Genomic DNA, 18,192 nt, shown 5'->3' with positions numbered 1-18,192 from the left:
AATATTATGGTCAAAGATTTCATAGATGTTGCATCCTTCTTAATTATCATCTCGCTTGTCCGGTGTAGCAGTCATTCCCAAAGTGAATTCCGGTGTAAAGTAATCCATTATCTTCTTGTAACTTCCTGCACTTGTATGATGTGCCTCGTCATAAATACATGCGTTAAAATAATCCCTTGGAAATCTCTCCAAGTTTTCCTGTTTGCTTAATGTCTGCACCGTTGCAAACACAAAATCCGCCTCATAATCATGATTAATTCCTGATACTAAACCAGTTTTAATTCTGCTTCCAAATACTCTTTCAAAAGATACTTTTGCCTGCTTCGTTATTTGATTTCTATGTACCAGAAATAGAACTCGTTTAAAGCCGAGCTCTCTCATGGCAAAAGCAGAAGCATAGGTTTTTCCTGTTCCGGTAGCAGAAATCAATAACGCTTTATCTAAACCTTTATTCCTTAATTCTAGTAAATTATAAATAAATGCTCTTTGCATTGAATTTGGACGCAGTGTATATCCCTCTGCTGATGGAATCGACTCACTCTTAGCTATTTTTTTCTGCTCTGCAACCATTTTATTAAACAGCCGCTTTTCTTCATATTTTCTTCTGTATTCCTCGATAAATTCAGAGTATGATTTCGAATATTTCGTCGCATTCCAAAGCTTTTCAAATTCACCAAGAACTGAATTTACCAACTCTCCTTGACTTGTGGATACCAGTTTTGTATTCCACTCCATATTTCTCGTTAATGCATCCTGCGTCAAGTTAGAACTGCCAATAATAAAACGATACTCTTCACTCTTCTGAAAGATATATCCTTTAGTATGAAATCCATACCCTGCTCGCTCCGTCTGATACATACGAAGCTCAATGTTAGAGAGACTCGCAATTGTATCTAAAGCAACCGGATCACTGAAGCTAAGGTAATCGGTAGTTAATATTCTCCCTGGTACACCTCTTCGCTCTAACTCCTGCAAGGTTTGTAAAAGTGGCGTAATTCCACCTCTTGTTATAAACGCAACGCTTATAGCAAAGTTATCACATCTCAGCAATTCCTCTTCAATCGCAGAGAAAACCTTCTGACCGTTCTTATTGTCGTTGTAAATAAACTGTGGTCTATATGCTAAATTAGAGTTAAATGCACCATCGATAAATGCCGTATTAAAACCACTTTTCATTTCCACAATTTTTTCATCCGTCATCCTAACTGCTCCTTCTCTTTTAAATACCTTACGACGCAAGCTTTTATCCTATCCCATTATACTTCGGCTCATCAATCAGCTCATCTGTGAATACATTCACTATACTATGTAACCTCATATGCTATCCCACAACTTGCGCACATGCTCTACACTCATCATGTTAAAGCTTTAATCGATTTTCGATATCTAGCGTCATAGATTAAAATGCTTATTTGTATTTTCCAATTATCCCTAATCCAAATACTCAACATACAACGTAATAATTATATTCCTAAAAGCGAACACTTTCAACAATCTTCTACATTGATATAACTTACTAAAATTTTTATTGTTTACTTCCTTCCTATTTTCAATATACTTATAAGTCGGTATGGAAAATAACTTAGTAACGAATCAAGTATTTCTATTTTTCGTCCGAGTCAAAATCTTTAATCATCATCAATCTGTCAGCCTTTAGATAGTGATAAAAACTCAAAAACAAGTAATTTCATCAAATGAATAAATTCCTTTACCGAAAGTTTTTATACTCCATCACATTCATTCTATCATTACCCTTTACAGATTTTGCATCAAGTTAGTTGATAATAATACCATAATGCTTATAAAGGCTTTTGTCTACTTAAAACATACTACATGCATGTTGCAATTTTTACATCAGCTTTCCTTTCCCTTTGATGAAAATACCTCTTCTCCCTGCATTGCCTTTACTTTTTTCAACAACTTATCTTGTCTTAAAACCTCATAATACAAAGACATATAATATACAAACGCTCCTATAAAATAAGGTACGCTAAAGTTCCCCAGTGATTTTAAAAGACCTTGACTCGTAGCAATACCCAATATCTTTGTCTCAAAAAATATCTCCGCTGTAATCAAGAGCACCGCAAGGATATACTGTATGAATATCGTCGCCAAAGGAGAAAATCTTGTAAATAGTCTATAGGAATATAACACAACAACTGCTATCAACGACCAAACAAAGATACGAATCTGGTTATGTGCAGATACCATACCATTCCTACATAATATACTATAGCTAGCATTTATGATTGATATAATGAGGTATGAAATACTAATAGCCTCCAAAATTTGCGTTAATATTGTTCCTATCCTTTTCATTATCTCGTAATCCTTTCTTTCAGAAACTTTTCAAACTGACGCTTATATGTGCGATTGATGAACAAGAATTCTTTGTTGTCAAGAATCGCTTTTACTCTCATATTTAACTCAGGTCTTATTGTTTCTATATGATAAATATTAATAACCGTAGATTTATTAATTCTAACAAATCCATGAGATTTAAAATGGTGTTCTATTTCAGATAAACTATAATGTACTTGATATACCTCACTTTTCAAATAAGCAAATACTCGTTTATCTACGGCTTCAAAATATAAAATCTCAGATATTTTAATAGGAACCTTTTCTGCCTTATCGTTACTTCCTTCTAAACGTTCAATATCCTCTGCCTCCACCAATTCAACAATTCTTTGAATAAGAGAAGATTGTTCCTTGTAGTATATTTGTATCTTTTCATCCTTTTTTTTCGCAATACGAATCAATTCTAATTTCATCAATAAACTCCAGCACCCTCTTCTTATATTCTTTTGGATGTTTAACAAATCCTTCAATATGTCCGCATTCTTGTTCTACATATTCTTTTTGTATCGCCGCTGAATGCTCATATAAGTTCTTGCCTCTATCAGGAGTCGTTAGGTCGTCGTTCATTCCTTGAAAAAATAATACAGGAATTTTACAACGCTCAAATGCTTTTATAACATTGACATCATCAAAGGAGTATCCAAATTTTGTCTTTAAGAATATATTACCACAAAAAACAGCATAAGAACTAGGTAAACCTGTATCCATTCCCTCCCAAACTTTAGCAAATATATACTGCATACTCTCATAAGAAGAATCCAAAACCATTAATAATATTGATTCTTTTTCTCCTACCATCTCGCCATACAAGGCTACAGTAGCCGCTCCCATTGAAAATCCGTGAAGAATTATTTTTTGTTGCGGTAGCATTTCTGTTATAAAATCAACCATATCCTTCAAATCATATTTTTCATAATATCCAAACGATACGATGTTATCTTTTGATAAGCCACTTGCTCTTTGATCAATTGCAACAACATTATATCCTTGTTGTACATAGAATTCTGCATGAGGATAAACACTTCGATAGTCCCCCCCTGCTCCATGTACCAAGATAACCGTATCTTTCTCTTTTAGTTTTGTATCTCCTATAATGGTATAAGGGATTTGATAACCTTTTTCATTTTCTAAAAACATAGTTTTGTGTTCATAGTTTTCTTCATAATAATCAATCGTTTTTCCCCAACTCTTTAACTGCATAATACTTGCTTCTATCGTGTTTTTTGATACATTTTGATAGGATAGTTGATTTGCCACTTGATAGCCCAATACCCCGCTTATTCCTATAAATCCAGTTACAATCGCGATTAACACAATAATAAATACTATTTTTAATCTTTTCTTTAATTTCATCCGTGCTTCCCCTTTTGTGATTCATCGTTACTATTAAGATATAAGATATTTTAATCTTTATCTACTCACATTTCCTTAGTTACAATATAAAGGGATAAGTTACATAGAATAAGGCATATACTTGTACTTTCAAGTATATGCCTTTAAAATTGCAAAATCTTAGAATACTTCATCTGTTATATTAAATTCATAATCTATATTATAAGTTCTAATATATATAGTATTTTCCTATTTTTCTACTTCGTTTTGTATTCCCTTATTATTAAGGGTGTCATGTTCTAGTTTTAATTCTTTATACAAAGTAAGTGCATCCCAATATTGATTCGTCTCAGTTAACACTGCTTTACATTTTACTTTTGGGATTCCATTTTTTCGAAATGCCATTATTAAGCCGTCAATTTGAGCACTTGTCATACCGACCATAATTAACATTTCATCTTCTAATTCTTCACCCACATGAGTTTCATTTAGTGGTTCTATTCCCTTTACCCCAGCTATATAACCGATTGGTTGATTATAATTCTCTTTTTCAACTTTCCTTAAGCGAAAACCAAGAGGCATCAAAGCTAAGGTTATTTTTCTATTACGAACGCTATCTTTAAAATTATATAATAATACAGTTGGCTTCATACCCCATTCCTTTCTTTTTTAACAATTAAGTTTAAAAACACCAGAAAATATTATTTTCTGGTGTTAGAATCAAACTATTTATAATTAACAATCTTACCAAATTCTGGTTTCAAAGATGCTCCACCTACTAAACCACCATCGATATCTGGTTGTGTAAATAATTCAGGAGCACTTGCAGCAGTAACGCTTCCACCATACTGAATACGAATTGCATCCGCTGTTGCTTGATCGTAAATTTCTGCAATGCAAACACGGATTGCAGCACAAACTTCTTGTGCTTGCTCAGTTGTTGCAACTTTTCCTGTTCCAATTGCCCAGATTGGTTCATAAGCAATTACTGCAGTTTTTGCTTGTTCTGCTGTTATATCAAGGAATGCAATTTTAATCTGTTGACGAATAAAATCTATAGTCACACCTTGCTCTCTTTGTTCTAATGATTCTCCACAGCAAATGATAGGTGTAATACCATGCTCAAATGCTTTTTTCACTTTTTTATTTACTGTAATATCAGTTTCAGCAAAGTATTCTCTTCTTTCAGAATGTCCGATTACTACATACTTTACTCCAACATCAGTTAACATATTTGGTGCAATTTCACCAGTAAACGCACCGCTTTCTTCAAAATACATGTTTTCCGCACCAATATTGATATTACTTCCTTTTGCCGCCTCAATACATGGAATAATGCTGATTGCAGGTACACAAAAAACTACATCTACTTCATCATTTGCAACTAATGGTTTTAATTCATTAATAAGTGCAACTGCCTCGCTTGGAGTTTTGTTCATTTTCCAGTTGCCTGCGATTATTTTTTTTCTAGACATTTTATCTTCTCCTTAAGGGTAATTCATATTTGTACTTACTCAGTGTTTATTTATCGTTAGCCGCTACTACACCTGGAAGGTCTTTTCCTTCAAGGAATTCTAAGGATGCTCCACCACCTGTTGAGATGTGAGTCATTTTATCGCCGTATCCTAGTATGTTAACTGCTGCTGCAGAATCTCCACCACCGATGATTGTTGTTGCATTGATTTCAGCCAAAGCTTTTGCAACTGCTACTGTTCCTTGTGCAAAGTTAGACATTTCAAATACACCCATTGGTCCATTCCATACAACTGTTTTTGCATCTTTTAATGCATCTGCATAGATAGCTTGTGTCTTTGGTCCAATGTCTAGTCCCATTTCATCTGAAGCTAAGCTTCCTTCTACCACACGGAATTGTGCATCGTTTGAGAATTCTTTTGCTGCTACTGTATCAACTGGAAGTAGTAATTTAACACCTTTTGCTTTAGCCTTTTCAATCATCTCTTTTGAATATTCTAAGAAATCTTCTTCTACTAATGATTTTCCAATTTCTTCACCTTGCGCTTTTGCAAATGTAAAGCTCATTCCTCCACCGATGATTAATGTATCTACTTTATCTAACAAGTTGTTGATAACAGAAATTTTTGATGATACTTTTGATCCTCCAAGAATTGCTACGAATGGTCTTTCTGGGTTATTTACTGCGTTTCCTAAGAAATCGATTTCTTTTTGCATCAAATATCCAACTACTGCTGTATCAACAAACTGTGTTACACCAACATTGGAACAATGAGCTCTGTGAGCTGTTCCGAATGCATCATTTACAAATACATCAGCTAAAGAAGCCAATTCTTTGCTGAATGCTTCACCATTCTTTGTTTCTTCTGCTCTGTAACGTGTATTCTCAATTAAAACGATATCGCCGTCTTTCATAGCTTCAACAGCTGCTTTTGCATTCGCTCCAACTACTTCTGGATCTGCTGCAAATTTAACTTCTTGTCCTAATAATTCAGTTAATCTCTTAGCAACAGGAGCCAATGATAATTCTGGTTTCGCTTCTCCCTTTGGTTTACCAAGGTGAGAGCAAAGAATTACCTTTCCACCATCTGCAACTAATTTTTTAATAGTTGGAAGAGCCGCTACAAGACGATTTTCATCTGTAATTCTTCCTTCCTGTAATGGTACGTTAAAATCACATCTAACAAGAACTCTTTTTCCACTAACATTAATATCATCTACTGATTTTTTGTTTAACATAACTATACCTGCTTTCTCAAATTTATTGATTTTTATGCTACTTTGCGGACTCTCTTAAGCCACTTGGCTGCGTAGTAAATTCATTTCCTATTATATAAAAAGAGCCCGGCCCAAAAGACCGGACCCATGTTGAGTCTTTTTATAAAACTATAATACTTATTATGCTAATTCAGCGAAGTATTTGATTGTTCTAACCATCTGGCTAGTATATGAATTTTCATTATCATACCAAGCAACAACTTGAACCTGGCTTGTGCCGTTTTCAAGATTTGTAACCATAGTCTGAGTAGAATCAAATAATGATCCTTCTGAAATACCGATGATATCAGATGATACTAATTCTTCTTCTGTGTAACCAAATGATTCATTTGCTGCTTTCTTCATAGCTGCATTGATTTCATCTTTTGTTACTTTACCTTCAACAACAGCTACTAAAATAGTAGTAGATCCTGTAGGGGTTGGTACACGTTGAGCTGAACCGATTAATTTTCCGTTTAATTCTGGAATAACTAAACCGATTGCTTTTGCTGCACCAGTTGAGTTAGGAACGATTGAGCAAGCAGCTGCTCTAGCTCTTCTTAAATCTCCCTTTGGATGTGGTCCATCAAGAGTCATCTGATCTCCTGTGTAAGCATGAACTGTAGTCATGATACCGCTCTGGATAGTAGCAAAATCATTAAGAGCTTTTGCCATAGGAGCAAGACAGTTAGTAGTACAAGAAGCTGCTGAAATAACAGTATCTTCTTTTGTTAATGCTGTATGATTTACATTGTATACGATTGTAGGAAGGTCGTTTCCAGCTGGAGCTGAAATAACAACTTTCTTAGCACCTGCTGTAATATGTGCAGAAGCTTTGTCTTTTGATGTAAAGAATCCAGTACATTCTAATACAACATCAACGTCTAATTCTCCCCAAGGAAGATCTTTAGGATCTCTTTGAGCGTAGATTTTGATTTCTTTTCCATTTACTACGATTGAATCTTCTTTTGCTTCTACTTTATCAGCTAATGCATATCTACCTTGAGCTGAGTCATATTTTAATAAATGAGCTAACATTGTAGGATTTGTTAAATCGTTAATTGCTACAACTTCATATCCTTCTGCTCCGAACATCTGTCTAAATGCAAGACGTCCAATACGTCCAAAACCATTAATTGCTACTTTTACTGCCATGTTTAAATTCCTCCTAAAGTTAAAATGTTTTATAATATGCTGTAGTTTTACAGCAATTAAACAATGGGTTGCAGAGATTGTTAATAAAAACACAACCTAAAGATATAATACCTAATTTATGCCAATAATTCAAGTATTATTTTTTCCAATTTATCAGCATGATATCCTTAAAAAATATCGATTTTATACGATAAATCATTTATTCTATTTCATCCTTAACATATCCTGCAATATTATAAGCATGATCAGAGATTCTTTCTAGATTACTGATAATATCAAGAAAAACAATACCGGCTTCAGGTTTACAAAGATTGTTTGATAAACGCTCTATATGCTTTTCCCTAAGTTCTTCTTCCATATTATCTACCATATCTTCATATTTTACAACTTTTCTTACATATTCTATGTTATTTTCTTTAACTGCCAAAATAGCATTTTCAATCGCTTTTAATCCAACTTCCATAATCTTGGTAATTTCTTCTTGTGCATTTTCAGAAAATACAATGTTGTTTTTGCATTTGAACTCTGCTAATTCAGCTATATTTTCAGCGTGATCTCCAACTCTTTCAATGTCGTTTATCATGTAAAATAAATTATTAATTACCATATGTTGTTTTTCAGTTAATGAAAGATTACTTATTTTTACTAAATATTCCATAATAAGTTTTTGTAAATTATTTATTGTTTTTTCATTTTCAAAAACTAAATTTACCTTATCAATATCATTTTCTATTGCAGCTTCAAAAGCAAGTTTTATATTTGCAAGTGCTACTTCTCCCATATGTCCAACTTCTAAAATAGCATTTTCTACTGAAAATGATGGAGATTCTAATATTCTCTCATCTAAATGTCGTAAAGTAATAACCTCATCCTTTTCTACTTCACTCTCTACTTGTTCTGAATTTTTGATAATAACTCCAGATAACTTAACAAGTTGATTAGCAAAAGGCAATAATATAATTGTATTACTTATATTAAATACAGTATGAAAAATTGATATTTGTACACTATCTATATTACTTGTTGCTAATTCAGGAAGTATAGCAAATATCACATACATAATGACTCCAAAAACAATTGCACCTATTGTATTAAATAGTAAGTGTATTACAGCCGCCCTTTTTGCCATTTTCTGTGCACCTGCACTAGATAATAATGCTGTTACGCATGTACCAATATTTTGTCCTAAAGTGATAAAAATAGCAGACTTCCAATTGACAATTCCGTTTATTGCAAGTGTTTGTAAAATACCTACCGAAGCAGATGAACTTTGTATGATTCCTGTTACAACAGCACCAGCTAGTATTGCTAAAAAGGGATTATTTCCTAAAATAGCAAAGGCTTGTTGAAATATAGGTGCATCCCTATAAGGTATAATTGAGTCTGACATAAAACTAAGTCCAATAAATAAGATTCCAAAACCAACAGCGATTTCACCAATCATTTTTTTCTTTGAACTCTTACTAAATAATATCATAAATGAGCCCAATCCCACAACAAGAGGAGAAAAAAATTCAGGTTTAAAAAAAGCACCCCATTCGCTCATTGAAACAATCCATGCAGTAACAGTCGTTCCAATATTAGCACCCATAATTACACCAACAGCCTGTGTAAGATTAAGTATACCTGCATTAACAAAACCAACCACCATAACAGTAGTCGCCGAAGAACTTTGTATGATTGCTGTTATTAAGGTTCCAACTACAATCGCCAGAAATCGATTATTTGTTAAAAATCCCAGCAATTGCTTCATCTTATTACCAGCAGACTTTTGTAAACCATCTGCCATAACGTTCATTCCATAAAGAAACAGTCCAAGTCCCCCTATAAAACTAAATAGCATTCCAATGTCACTTATTGACATACTTTGTTTCCTCCTAGTGTTAAACTTACGAATGTATTTTACATATTTTTTACATTCAATTTAGAATATCATACTATGAAGCTTTATATCAATAGATTTTAAAATTCAAGTATATATTTAACATGAATTTAACACAGATTTAACATTCGTTGTTATCATCTATGTTGATTTTTGTCGCCATCAATATTCTTTCTTAATCAATACTCTTTAGTATTGTTCCACCGCCAATCACTAAGTCGTTGTCATAAAAAACAACTGCTTGTCCTGGCGTGATTGCTCGTTGTGGTTTATCAAAGGTACATAAAATGTTATTGTTCTCCATTTTTTCAATTGTACACAAATCTCCGCTGTGACTATAACGAATTTTAGCTACAACCTCCAACTTACCTTCTAAATCTTCAATCGACATAAAATTTACATTAGTTGCAATTAATTTGTTTGCATAAACATCATCGGCATTACCAATCACAACTTCATTGGTATCAGGGCGAATCTCTGTTACAAATACAGGATGTCCCATTGATAAGTTCAATCCTTTTCGTTGTCCAATTGTGTAATGTGCAATCCCTTTATGTTTTCCAATGATGTTTCCATCTAAATCAACAAAATTTCCTTCAACTAGATTCACATTCGTATTATCTTCAATAAACTTTGCATAATTGTTATCTGGAACAAAACAAATCTCTTGGCTATCAGGTTTATTTGCTACCTTTAAATTAATTTCTTTTGCAATTGCTCTAATTTCATCTTTTGTATATTCTCCTACTGGCATTAGAGTATGTGACAATTGAAATTGTGTCAAATTATATAATGCGTAGGTCTGATCTTTTGCTGTTGTAACTGACTTTTTAAGAGTGAACCTTCCATTCTCTAATTGTACAACCTGTGCATAGTGCCCTGTTGCAATATAATCAGCTCCAATCTCTAAGCTACGATCCAATAAGGACTCCCATTTTACATATCGGTTACAAGCAATACAAGGATTTGGTGTTTTGCCTTGTAAATATTCATCAATAAAATAATCAATCACGTTTTCTTTAAACTCTTTTTTAAAATTCATAACGTAATAAGGAATATCCAGATCATTTGCTACTCTTCTTGCGTCATCTACTGCACTAAGGCCACAACAGCCTCCTGTTTCTTCTTGCACATCTATTGATTCATCCTGCCATATTTGCATGGTTGCACCTATGACATCATATCCTTGTTTTTTTAAAAGATAGGCTGCAACTGAAGAGTCGACTCCTCCCGACATTCCAATTACTACTTTTTTCTTTTCCATATGTTCCTCCACTACTTTTCTTACAATTTTACAAGTAAAATTTTACCTGTAACATATATCTATTACCTTTTTACTATAACAGTTATTAAAAAAAATAACTAGTACTTACCACAAAATTCTTGGTACTCACTATTTTTTTCTCTTAATTCTTTCACAATTTGTTTCAAGGTATCTACTACATAATCTAATTCATCTATGGTGTTATGTTCGCTTAAAGTTAGACGCAACGTTCCATAAGCAATCTCATCTGGGAGCCCTATTGCACTTAATACGTGAGATGGGGAGCTTGCACCCGATGAACAAGCGGAGGCAACCGATGCACAAATTCCAGCCATATCAAGTAATACAAGCAAATTTTCTCCTTCTACAAATTGAAAACTTATATTTACGTTGTTTGGAAGTCTGTTTTGAGTACTACCATTTAATCTCGTATATGGAATTTCATTCAAAATTCTTTTGATTAAGTAGTCTCGCAATTTTATTTCTCTTTTATACCTTTGATCGATTCTTTCGATTGCAAGTCTTGTTGCTTCTCCTAATCCAACAATTCCAGGTACGTTTTCTGTTCCTGCCCTTTTTCCCTTTTCTTGGCCTCCCCCAAAAATCATAGGGGATATCTCTATTCCTTTTCTTATATATAAGAACCCAACTCCTTTTGGGCCATTTAATTTATGTGCACTTGCACTCATCATATCTATATAGAATTCATCTACATCAATTGGTACATGCCCAAATGCCTGTACGGCGTCAGTATGAAAAATAATATTTCTTTCTCGTGCTATTTTGCCGATTTCTTTGATCGGCTCAATTGTTCCAATCTCATTATTTGCAAACATAATAGAAATTAATTTCGTATATGGTGTAATACTCCTTTTTAATTGTTCAATATTAACCATACCAGTTTCATCAACATTTAGATAAGTAACACCTACGTTTTGTTTTTCTAGATTTTTACATGTATTTAGTATTGCATGATGTTCGATTTTAGTCGTAATCATATGCCTTTTTTCTGATTTATTTTTGTTAACTGCAATTTGTAAGGCCCAATTATCTGCTTCACTCCCACCCGATGTAAAAAATATTTCTTCTGTACTTGCATGAATTGATTTTGCTATAATTTCTCTACTTTTTATAATTGCTTTTTTATTTTTTTCTCCGAAATCATAAATTGATGAAGGATTCCCATAGCTCCTAGCATAAAAAGGAAGCATTGCTTTTAACACTCTTTCTGAAGTCTGTGTTGTAGCTGCATTATCAAGATATATGAATTTTCCCATTCTATCCCCTCCAACATGTTCTTATATTTTAGCTAATTGAATAAACTATTAAAAATATTATTTTAGGTACCTCTATTGAAGAAACTACATACCATAATAAAAGGAACTTTATATTTAACAATAGCCGGATTCATCAGCCGGATTATTGGCTTTTTTTATAGAATATTCCTCTCCCATACAATAGGTGCAGAAGGTATGGGAATTTATCAACTTATTTTTCCCGTTTACATTCTTTGCTTTTCTTTAACGGTATCAGGAATACATACTGGAATTTCACGATTTACTTCTGCTAAGCTGGCTACCAATGATTTAAAAGGAGCTCTTAAAGTATTATATGCAGGACTTATTTTGGCCTTAGTACCATCTGTTTTAATTGCATATTTAATTTACTCAAACTCTGGGTATATCGCAATTCATTTTTTGAAGGAAGAAAGATGTAGTGACCTTTTGAAAATTATAGCTTTCTCTGTTCCGTTTGGAGCGATACACACTTGTATAAATGGTTATTACTATGGAACAAAAAAAGCTGGCGTTCCTGCATTTTCTCAATTAATTGAACAAGTGATTCGGGTGATTAGTGTATATGTCATCTATGTTGTTGTAACAGATAAAGGAATTCCTGTCACTGCATCCATTGCAGCAATTGGAATCGTTACAGGAGAAATTGCATCTGCCTTATTTACAGTTACTGCAATTTTACTTCAGACAAATGTATCACATTCAACTTACCTAAATGGTCGCATTCCTTCTTATTATTTTAAGAATATATTTACTTTGTCTTTACCACTCACGGCTAATCGAGTTGTTATTACGTTATTGCAAAGTGTAGAAGCTGTCCTTATTCCCATACAGCTTCGAAAATATGGTCTAACAAACAGTGAGGCTTTAAGCATTTATGGTATATTAAATGGTATGGCACTGCCACTTATTTTGTTCCCGTCCTCTTTTACGAATTCTTTGTCTGTCATGTTACTTCCAGACGTTGCAGAGGCACAAGCCGCTTCTAATACGAATCGCATACAACGTACCTCAAAAGTAACCATTCAGTATTGTATCATCCTTGGAATATTATGCACGGGAATCTTTTTATGTTTTGGAGATGACATGGGGCGTATTATATTTAACAGTTCCCTATCTGGTGACTTTGTTGTAACGTTAGCGTGGATTTGTCCATTTCTATATTTGTCAACTACACTGACTAGTATTTTACATGGCTTAGGCAAAACAACTGTAACTTTTTTACATAGCCTTGCCTCTATCTTTATTCGAATTGCCTTTATCCTAATTTGTGTTCCACGTTTTGGAATACAAGGATACTTATGGGGATTATTGGCAGGACAATTGGCTATGACATTTTTAAATTACATTGTTTTAAATCTATACGTACCAATTTCCATATCACTTTATCAATGGGTTGTTAAGCCACTAGGTGTGTTATGTATTTCTATATGTTTCGGTGTATATACAAGCGTTTTATTAAAACATCTAAACTGGCAAAACAATCTAATCAATGTTGGTATTTCATGCACCTCAATTTGCATTGTTTATTTATTAATTTTATATTACCTAAAGCTTTTTCCGAGTAAGTCATAAATAATTAATAAAGGAACTGAATATTTTTACTAAAGTTTGACTAAGTATACAATCGACAACACATCTAAAATGTATTATAATAGTTTCAGTTCAAGCTTTGATACCATTGGTTACTAGAATAAAATCAATTGTGACCAAGCATAAAAGTTGAAAATACGTGTATATGAGGAGATAACCATGAGTTTTAAGTTTATAAGAAAATTACCTGTTCCAGAAGAAATAAGAGAACAATACCCTCTTTCAAAAGAATTAGTTAAAATAAAATCTGAACGTGATGCTCAAATCCGTGATGTGATTACTGGTGCATCCAATAAATTTTTGGTAATCATTGGACCATGTTCTGCCGATAATGAAGACGCCGTTTGTGATTATGTAAGCAGACTTACTAGGGTACAAGAACAAGTAAAAGATAAGTTGATTTTAATCCCAAGAATTTACACAAACAAACCTAGAACTACTGGTGAAGGATATAAAGGTATGGTACATCAGCCTGATCCTGAAAAAGAACCTGATTTATTTGCAGGTTTAATTGCAATGCGAAAAATGCATATTCGTGCAATTGAAGAAAGTGAACTTACTGCTGCTGATGAAATGCTTTATCCTGATAACTGGAGATATTTATCGGACATCTTATCCTATGTTGCCATTGGTGCACGTTCTGTTGAAAACCAGCAGCATCGTCTTACCGTAAGTGGTATGGAGATTCCTGCTGGAATGAAAAATCCAACCAGTGGTGACTTTTCTGTTATGCTTAATTCTGCTGTGGCTGCTCAATTGGGACATAGCTTCATCTATAGAGGTTGGGAAGTGCAAACTGATGGTAATGAATTAACGCACTGTATCTTAAGAGGCTCCGTAAACAAACGTGGGCAAAGCATTCCTAATTACCATTATGAAGATTTGAATCTATTATTAAATCTTTATAATGAACGTGATCTTGTAAACCCTGCCGTAATTGTTGATGCGAACCATGCAAATTCTAACAAACAGTATGCAGAGCAAATTCGCATTGTAAAAGAAGTAATGCATAGCCGTATTCTCTCACCTGACATCAATCGTTTTGTAAAGGGTGTTATGATAGAAAGTTATATTGAACCAGGATGTCAAAAAATTAGTGAACACATTTATGGTAAATCCATTACAGATCCTTGTCTGGGATGGGATTCTTCTGAACGACTCATTTATGAAATTGCGGAACTTAATCGCTAACAATCGTAAGTAAAGCTCACCCGCGGGGGTGAGCTTTTTTATATACTTCTCGTATTTTATTATGACTCATACTTGCATAAATTTGAGTCGTTGATATATCAGAATGCCCTAGCATTTCTTGAACTGATTTTAAGTCTGCACCGTTTTCTACTAGATGTGCTGCAAAAGAGTGTCTTAAGGTATGTGGTGTAATCTCAGAATTAATTCCTGCTTTTTTTGCATAGTGTTTGATTAATTTCCAAAATCCTTGTCTACTCATGGGCTTTCCTGAGCAATTTGTAAATAACAATTGATTTGATTCGTCATCTATTATTTGATTTCTTGCTTGATTCAAATAGTTCTCCAAAGCCATCTTTGCATTTTTGCCAAACGGAATGATTCTTTCTTTATTCTTATCATGACAAATTATGTAGCCCATATACAGATTAACATCTATGCATCTTAATGAAATAAGTTCGGTTACGCGGATACCTGTAGCATAAAGTAACTCTAGCATAGCTTTATCGCGAATCTCCTTAGGTGTTAAACATTTAGCCTGATTAAGTAATAGTTCTACTTCCTTTACGGTTAAAACATCTGGAACCTTCTTTTCTATTTTCGGTGACTTTAGCAATTCAGAAACATCACTCTTAATTTTGCCCTCTTTAAACATAAAATTAAAAAAAGCTTTAATCGATGCAATATTTCTCGATATGGTGGTTATAGCAAAACCTTTACGCTCAAGATATAGAATATAAGAATTCAGATTCGTAAAACTAATTTTACTAATGTCACTTATATTTTGTTGTTTAAAATAAGCTTCCATCTTCTTTAAATCTCTTTGATACGAAAGTTCCGTATTACCTGTTGTCTTTTTAACATCATGTAAATACCCGATAAATGCTACAATGTCTTGTTCCATTTTTTTCCCTCACAATTTTTACCAAAATGTTACAAATATATTATATAATTAGTATTATAATAAGAAAATGACGTAAAATCAAACATAATTTTACGTCAAAATTTTGGTTTACTGTGTTACATACAACATATACATTTTATAAGAATCAAAACTACTACATGTTGTAATAATTTCTTAATTTTTTTACTAATTTATAGGAATCGATTGTAACCTTCTAGGTATTTAAGTTGATTATACTTATAACCTTTTTTAAAATAATAGGATTAATATAAGATTCTAAGACAACTCCAAAAGATATTGCTATTAACCCAACTCCAATAAATAATATATATTGCAACCATTTTTGCTTTTTCAATGTACTTCTACCAGAAATTTTTAAATCAATTAGCTTATCGCAATATAATAGATATACGGGTATGTATATTAAAAATTGTGGGAACACTGCACTTAAGCATATCATAATACCCTTCATACCAAATTTTAATATGGCAACTGATAATAAGACACCACTGGAAAATCCAAGCCAGAGAATAAATGCGCCTATCACAAAGATACCTATATTGGTAACTCCTAATATACATATAACTAAAAATAACTTGATTCTTTCTTGAAATACATACATTAGAAGTCTATTATAATTAATCTGTGTATATTTAAAATGAAGTAAAAAATATTCTCCTAATAATCCTACTCCTAATATATATGCTTTTCCAAAAATATTTGTAAACAAAATGCCTATCAAAAATCCAACCATAAAAAGAATGATAAAAAATCTCTTATGAATAATTTTAAATTTTAGAATGATCCTCACCCAACTGAACATGCTGTTTATTCATTATATGCATCTGTACTAATTTGAATACCATATTTTCGTGTGTATCTTAGGTAGAATGAAAATTAACAATATTTTGTTTTATACGCTAACAATGCAGAAATTGTCTTGGCATCTTGTATTTCACCTGTGAAAATTTTATTGCATAACTCATCAATGTCATAAGCTTCCACATCGATAAACTCGTCTTCATCTAGATTCTGACTTGTCTTTACCAGATTCTTAGCTACAAAAACATCAATTCTTTCATTACAAAATGCAACTGCAGTTCTTATACTAATCAAAAATTCCAGATTATTTGATTGAAATCCTGTCTCTTCTTCTAATTCTCTTTTTGCACAGGTAAGCATAGGTTCATCACTTGTATTTAAACCTCCTGCAGGAATCTCAACAGTGAAGCGATCTATTGCATTTCTATATTGCTTTACCATAAGAATTTTTCCATCTTCTGTAACGGGTACAACTGCTGCTGCTCCTTTATGACCAATAAAATCCCATTCTGCCACTGTTCCATTTGGAATTTCCACATAATCTTTATATAGACTTATAATCCTTCCAGTATGTACCAGTTCTCTTTTTAACCGATAATATTTTTCTGCCATTCTATTCTCCTATTCTTGCATTTAGGTAGTTATTATACATTTTTATTTTATCTTTTCCGCCTTTTCATAACATGCATCAGTAGCTTTTATAATTGCATTACGAAATCCGTATTCTTCTAAGGCTGCAACTCCTGCTATTGTCGTACCTCCTGGGGAGCAAACCTGATCTTTTAATTTTGCTGGATGTTCTTTTGTAACAAGTACCATTTCAGCCGCTCCTTTCACCGTTTGAGCAACAAATTCGTATGCCTTGTCTCTTGGAAGACCGTATTTTACTGCACTATCAGCTAACGCTTCTATAAACATATATACATAAGCTGGTGAACTTCCACTGGCGCATGTCACAGCACTCATCAAACGTTCCTCTACATATTCCACCTTACTAAATGATTGCAATAGTTGATATACCGTTTCTATTTCCTCTTGTGAAAATAATCCTTTATCATATGTGATTCCCGTCATACCCATTCCTAGTAAAGCAGGGGTATTTGGCATTACTCTAATAATTCTTTTATCCGTTCCAAGCTTAATATTAAGTTCATCAATTGTAATGCCTGGTGCTATTGATATTACTATTTGCTCATTCGTTATCACATATTTTATATTTTTTATAACGGTTTCATAGTATTGTGGTTTTACTGCCAATATAATGTATTTATTGTTGTTTGCACACTCTGCATTACTGCTAAAGTAATGTACTCCTGTCTCTTCCATTATCTTTTTACACTGTTCTTGATTTACATCTGTAAATGTTATATCTTCTTTAGAAAAGGTATTTAAAGAACCTTTTAGCATGGCATAGCCCATATTGCCCATACCTATAAATCCTATTTTTGACATATAATTACTCCTTTACAACTTTTACATAATCTGTTTATATAAGATATATGAAGTTACCTATAATTAACATACGCTAGTTTCAAAGCAACCACTCCTGTACACTTGTCATCTTTTTGTATAATAGAACAGTTTAAGAACTTTCTTATTATACAAAAAAGGCCTTATAAACAAAGTTTATAAGGCTTTTTCAATCATCAATTCATATAAATCCATG

17 protein-coding genes are annotated in these 18,192 nt (G+C 33.0%); 2 read left to right on the top strand and 15 right to left on the bottom strand.

The features are described 5' to 3' along the window. Window positions 1-39: 39 nt before the first annotated feature. The 11 genes from F7O84_RS19645 to nifS form a co-directional block, all read right to left on the bottom strand. Entirely contained in the window at window positions 40-1,200 is a 1,161-nt protein-coding gene (locus F7O84_RS19645; protein WP_330578711.1) for a DEAD/DEAH box helicase family protein, read from the bottom strand. A 654-nt stretch (window positions 1,201-1,854) separates the two neighbouring features. Further along, window positions 1,855-2,319: a hypothetical protein gene (locus F7O84_RS02920; protein WP_151141791.1), complete on the bottom strand. Its 465-nt coding sequence runs from the start codon at window positions 2,317-2,319 to the stop codon at window positions 1,855-1,857. After that, the gene (locus F7O84_RS02915) at window positions 2,319-2,774 is read right to left on the bottom strand and encodes a LytTR family DNA-binding domain-containing protein (protein WP_151141789.1); all 456 of its coding nucleotides are present in this window, start codon (window positions 2,772-2,774) and stop codon (window positions 2,319-2,321) included. The genes F7O84_RS02920 and F7O84_RS02915 overlap by 1 nt, the downstream gene beginning before the upstream one ends. Further along, window positions 2,734-3,714: an alpha/beta hydrolase gene (locus tag F7O84_RS02910; RefSeq protein ID WP_151141787.1), complete on the bottom strand. Its 981-nt coding sequence runs from the start codon at window positions 3,712-3,714 to the stop codon at window positions 2,734-2,736. Before F7O84_RS02910 ends, F7O84_RS02915 begins: the two co-directional genes overlap by 41 nt. Window positions 3,715-3,942: 228 nt before the next feature. Then, entirely contained in the window at window positions 3,943-4,344 is a 402-nt protein-coding gene (locus F7O84_RS02905) for a DUF3783 domain-containing protein (protein ID WP_151141785.1), read from the bottom strand. Window positions 4,345-4,418: 74 nt separating this feature from the next. Continuing rightward, window positions 4,419-5,168, bottom strand: a complete 750-nt coding sequence (tpiA, locus tag F7O84_RS02900) for a triose-phosphate isomerase (RefSeq protein WP_151141783.1) — start codon at window positions 5,166-5,168, stop codon at window positions 4,419-4,421. 46 nt (window positions 5,169-5,214) lie between these two features. Continuing rightward, entirely contained in the window at window positions 5,215-6,405 is a 1,191-nt protein-coding gene (locus F7O84_RS02895; RefSeq protein WP_151141781.1) for a phosphoglycerate kinase, read from the bottom strand. Between the two features lie 159 nt (window positions 6,406-6,564). Continuing rightward, entirely contained in the window at window positions 6,565-7,578 is a 1,014-nt protein-coding gene (gene gap / locus F7O84_RS02890; RefSeq protein WP_151141779.1) for a type I glyceraldehyde-3-phosphate dehydrogenase, read from the bottom strand. A 199-nt stretch (window positions 7,579-7,777) separates the two neighbouring features. Beyond that, entirely contained in the window at window positions 7,778-9,442 is a 1,665-nt protein-coding gene (locus tag F7O84_RS02885; protein WP_151141777.1) for a Na/Pi cotransporter family protein, read from the bottom strand. Between the two features lie 193 nt (window positions 9,443-9,635). Next, complete coding sequence (gene mnmA, locus F7O84_RS02880; RefSeq protein ID WP_151143650.1) at window positions 9,636-10,724, bottom strand: tRNA 2-thiouridine(34) synthase MnmA; 1,089 nt, start codon at window positions 10,722-10,724, stop codon at window positions 9,636-9,638. A gap of 98 nt (window positions 10,725-10,822) precedes the next feature. Next, window positions 10,823-12,001 carry a cysteine desulfurase NifS gene (gene nifS, locus F7O84_RS02875; protein ID WP_151141775.1) on the bottom strand — a complete coding sequence of 393 codons (1,179 nt, stop codon included), beginning with the start codon at window positions 11,999-12,001 and terminating at the stop codon, window positions 10,823-10,825. A gap of 75 nt (window positions 12,002-12,076) precedes the next feature. On the opposite strand from nifS, the gene F7O84_RS02870 reads away from it, so the two are divergent. After that, the gene (locus F7O84_RS02870) at window positions 12,077-13,594 is read left to right on the top strand and encodes a putative polysaccharide biosynthesis protein (RefSeq protein ID WP_151141773.1); all 1,518 of its coding nucleotides are present in this window, start codon (window positions 12,077-12,079) and stop codon (window positions 13,592-13,594) included. Window positions 13,595-13,771: 177 nt separating this feature from the next. After that, window positions 13,772-14,803, top strand: coding sequence for a 3-deoxy-7-phosphoheptulonate synthase (locus F7O84_RS02865; protein WP_151141771.1), 1,032 nt, complete (start codon window positions 13,772-13,774; stop codon window positions 14,801-14,803). A 16-nt stretch (window positions 14,804-14,819) separates the two neighbouring features. On the opposite strand, the gene xerD is transcribed toward F7O84_RS02865, so the two are convergent. From xerD to proC, 4 genes are all read right to left on the bottom strand, one after another. Beyond that, window positions 14,820-15,704 carry a site-specific tyrosine recombinase XerD gene (xerD, locus tag F7O84_RS02860; RefSeq protein WP_151141769.1) on the bottom strand — a complete coding sequence of 295 codons (885 nt, stop codon included), beginning with the start codon at window positions 15,702-15,704 and terminating at the stop codon, window positions 14,820-14,822. A 214-nt stretch (window positions 15,705-15,918) separates the two neighbouring features. Then, window positions 15,919-16,515, bottom strand: a complete 597-nt coding sequence (locus F7O84_RS02855; protein ID WP_207708035.1) for a stage II sporulation protein M — start codon at window positions 16,513-16,515, stop codon at window positions 15,919-15,921. An 86-nt stretch (window positions 16,516-16,601) separates the two neighbouring features. Beyond that, window positions 16,602-17,138: an NUDIX hydrolase gene (locus F7O84_RS02850; RefSeq protein ID WP_151141765.1), complete on the bottom strand. Its 537-nt coding sequence runs from the start codon at window positions 17,136-17,138 to the stop codon at window positions 16,602-16,604. Between the two features lie 42 nt (window positions 17,139-17,180). Next, complete coding sequence (gene proC / locus F7O84_RS02845) at window positions 17,181-17,978, bottom strand: pyrroline-5-carboxylate reductase (RefSeq protein WP_151141763.1); 798 nt, start codon at window positions 17,976-17,978, stop codon at window positions 17,181-17,183. Between the last annotated feature and the right edge of the window lie 214 nt (window positions 17,979-18,192).

This window comes from Candidatus Galacturonatibacter soehngenii (assembly GCF_008830185.1).
GTDB lineage: Bacteria > Bacillota > Clostridia > Lachnospirales > Lachnospiraceae > Lachnotalea > Lachnotalea soehngenii.
The sequence above is the reverse complement of the archived record's forward strand: the minus strand, read 5'-3'. Positions and strand labels throughout refer to the sequence as shown.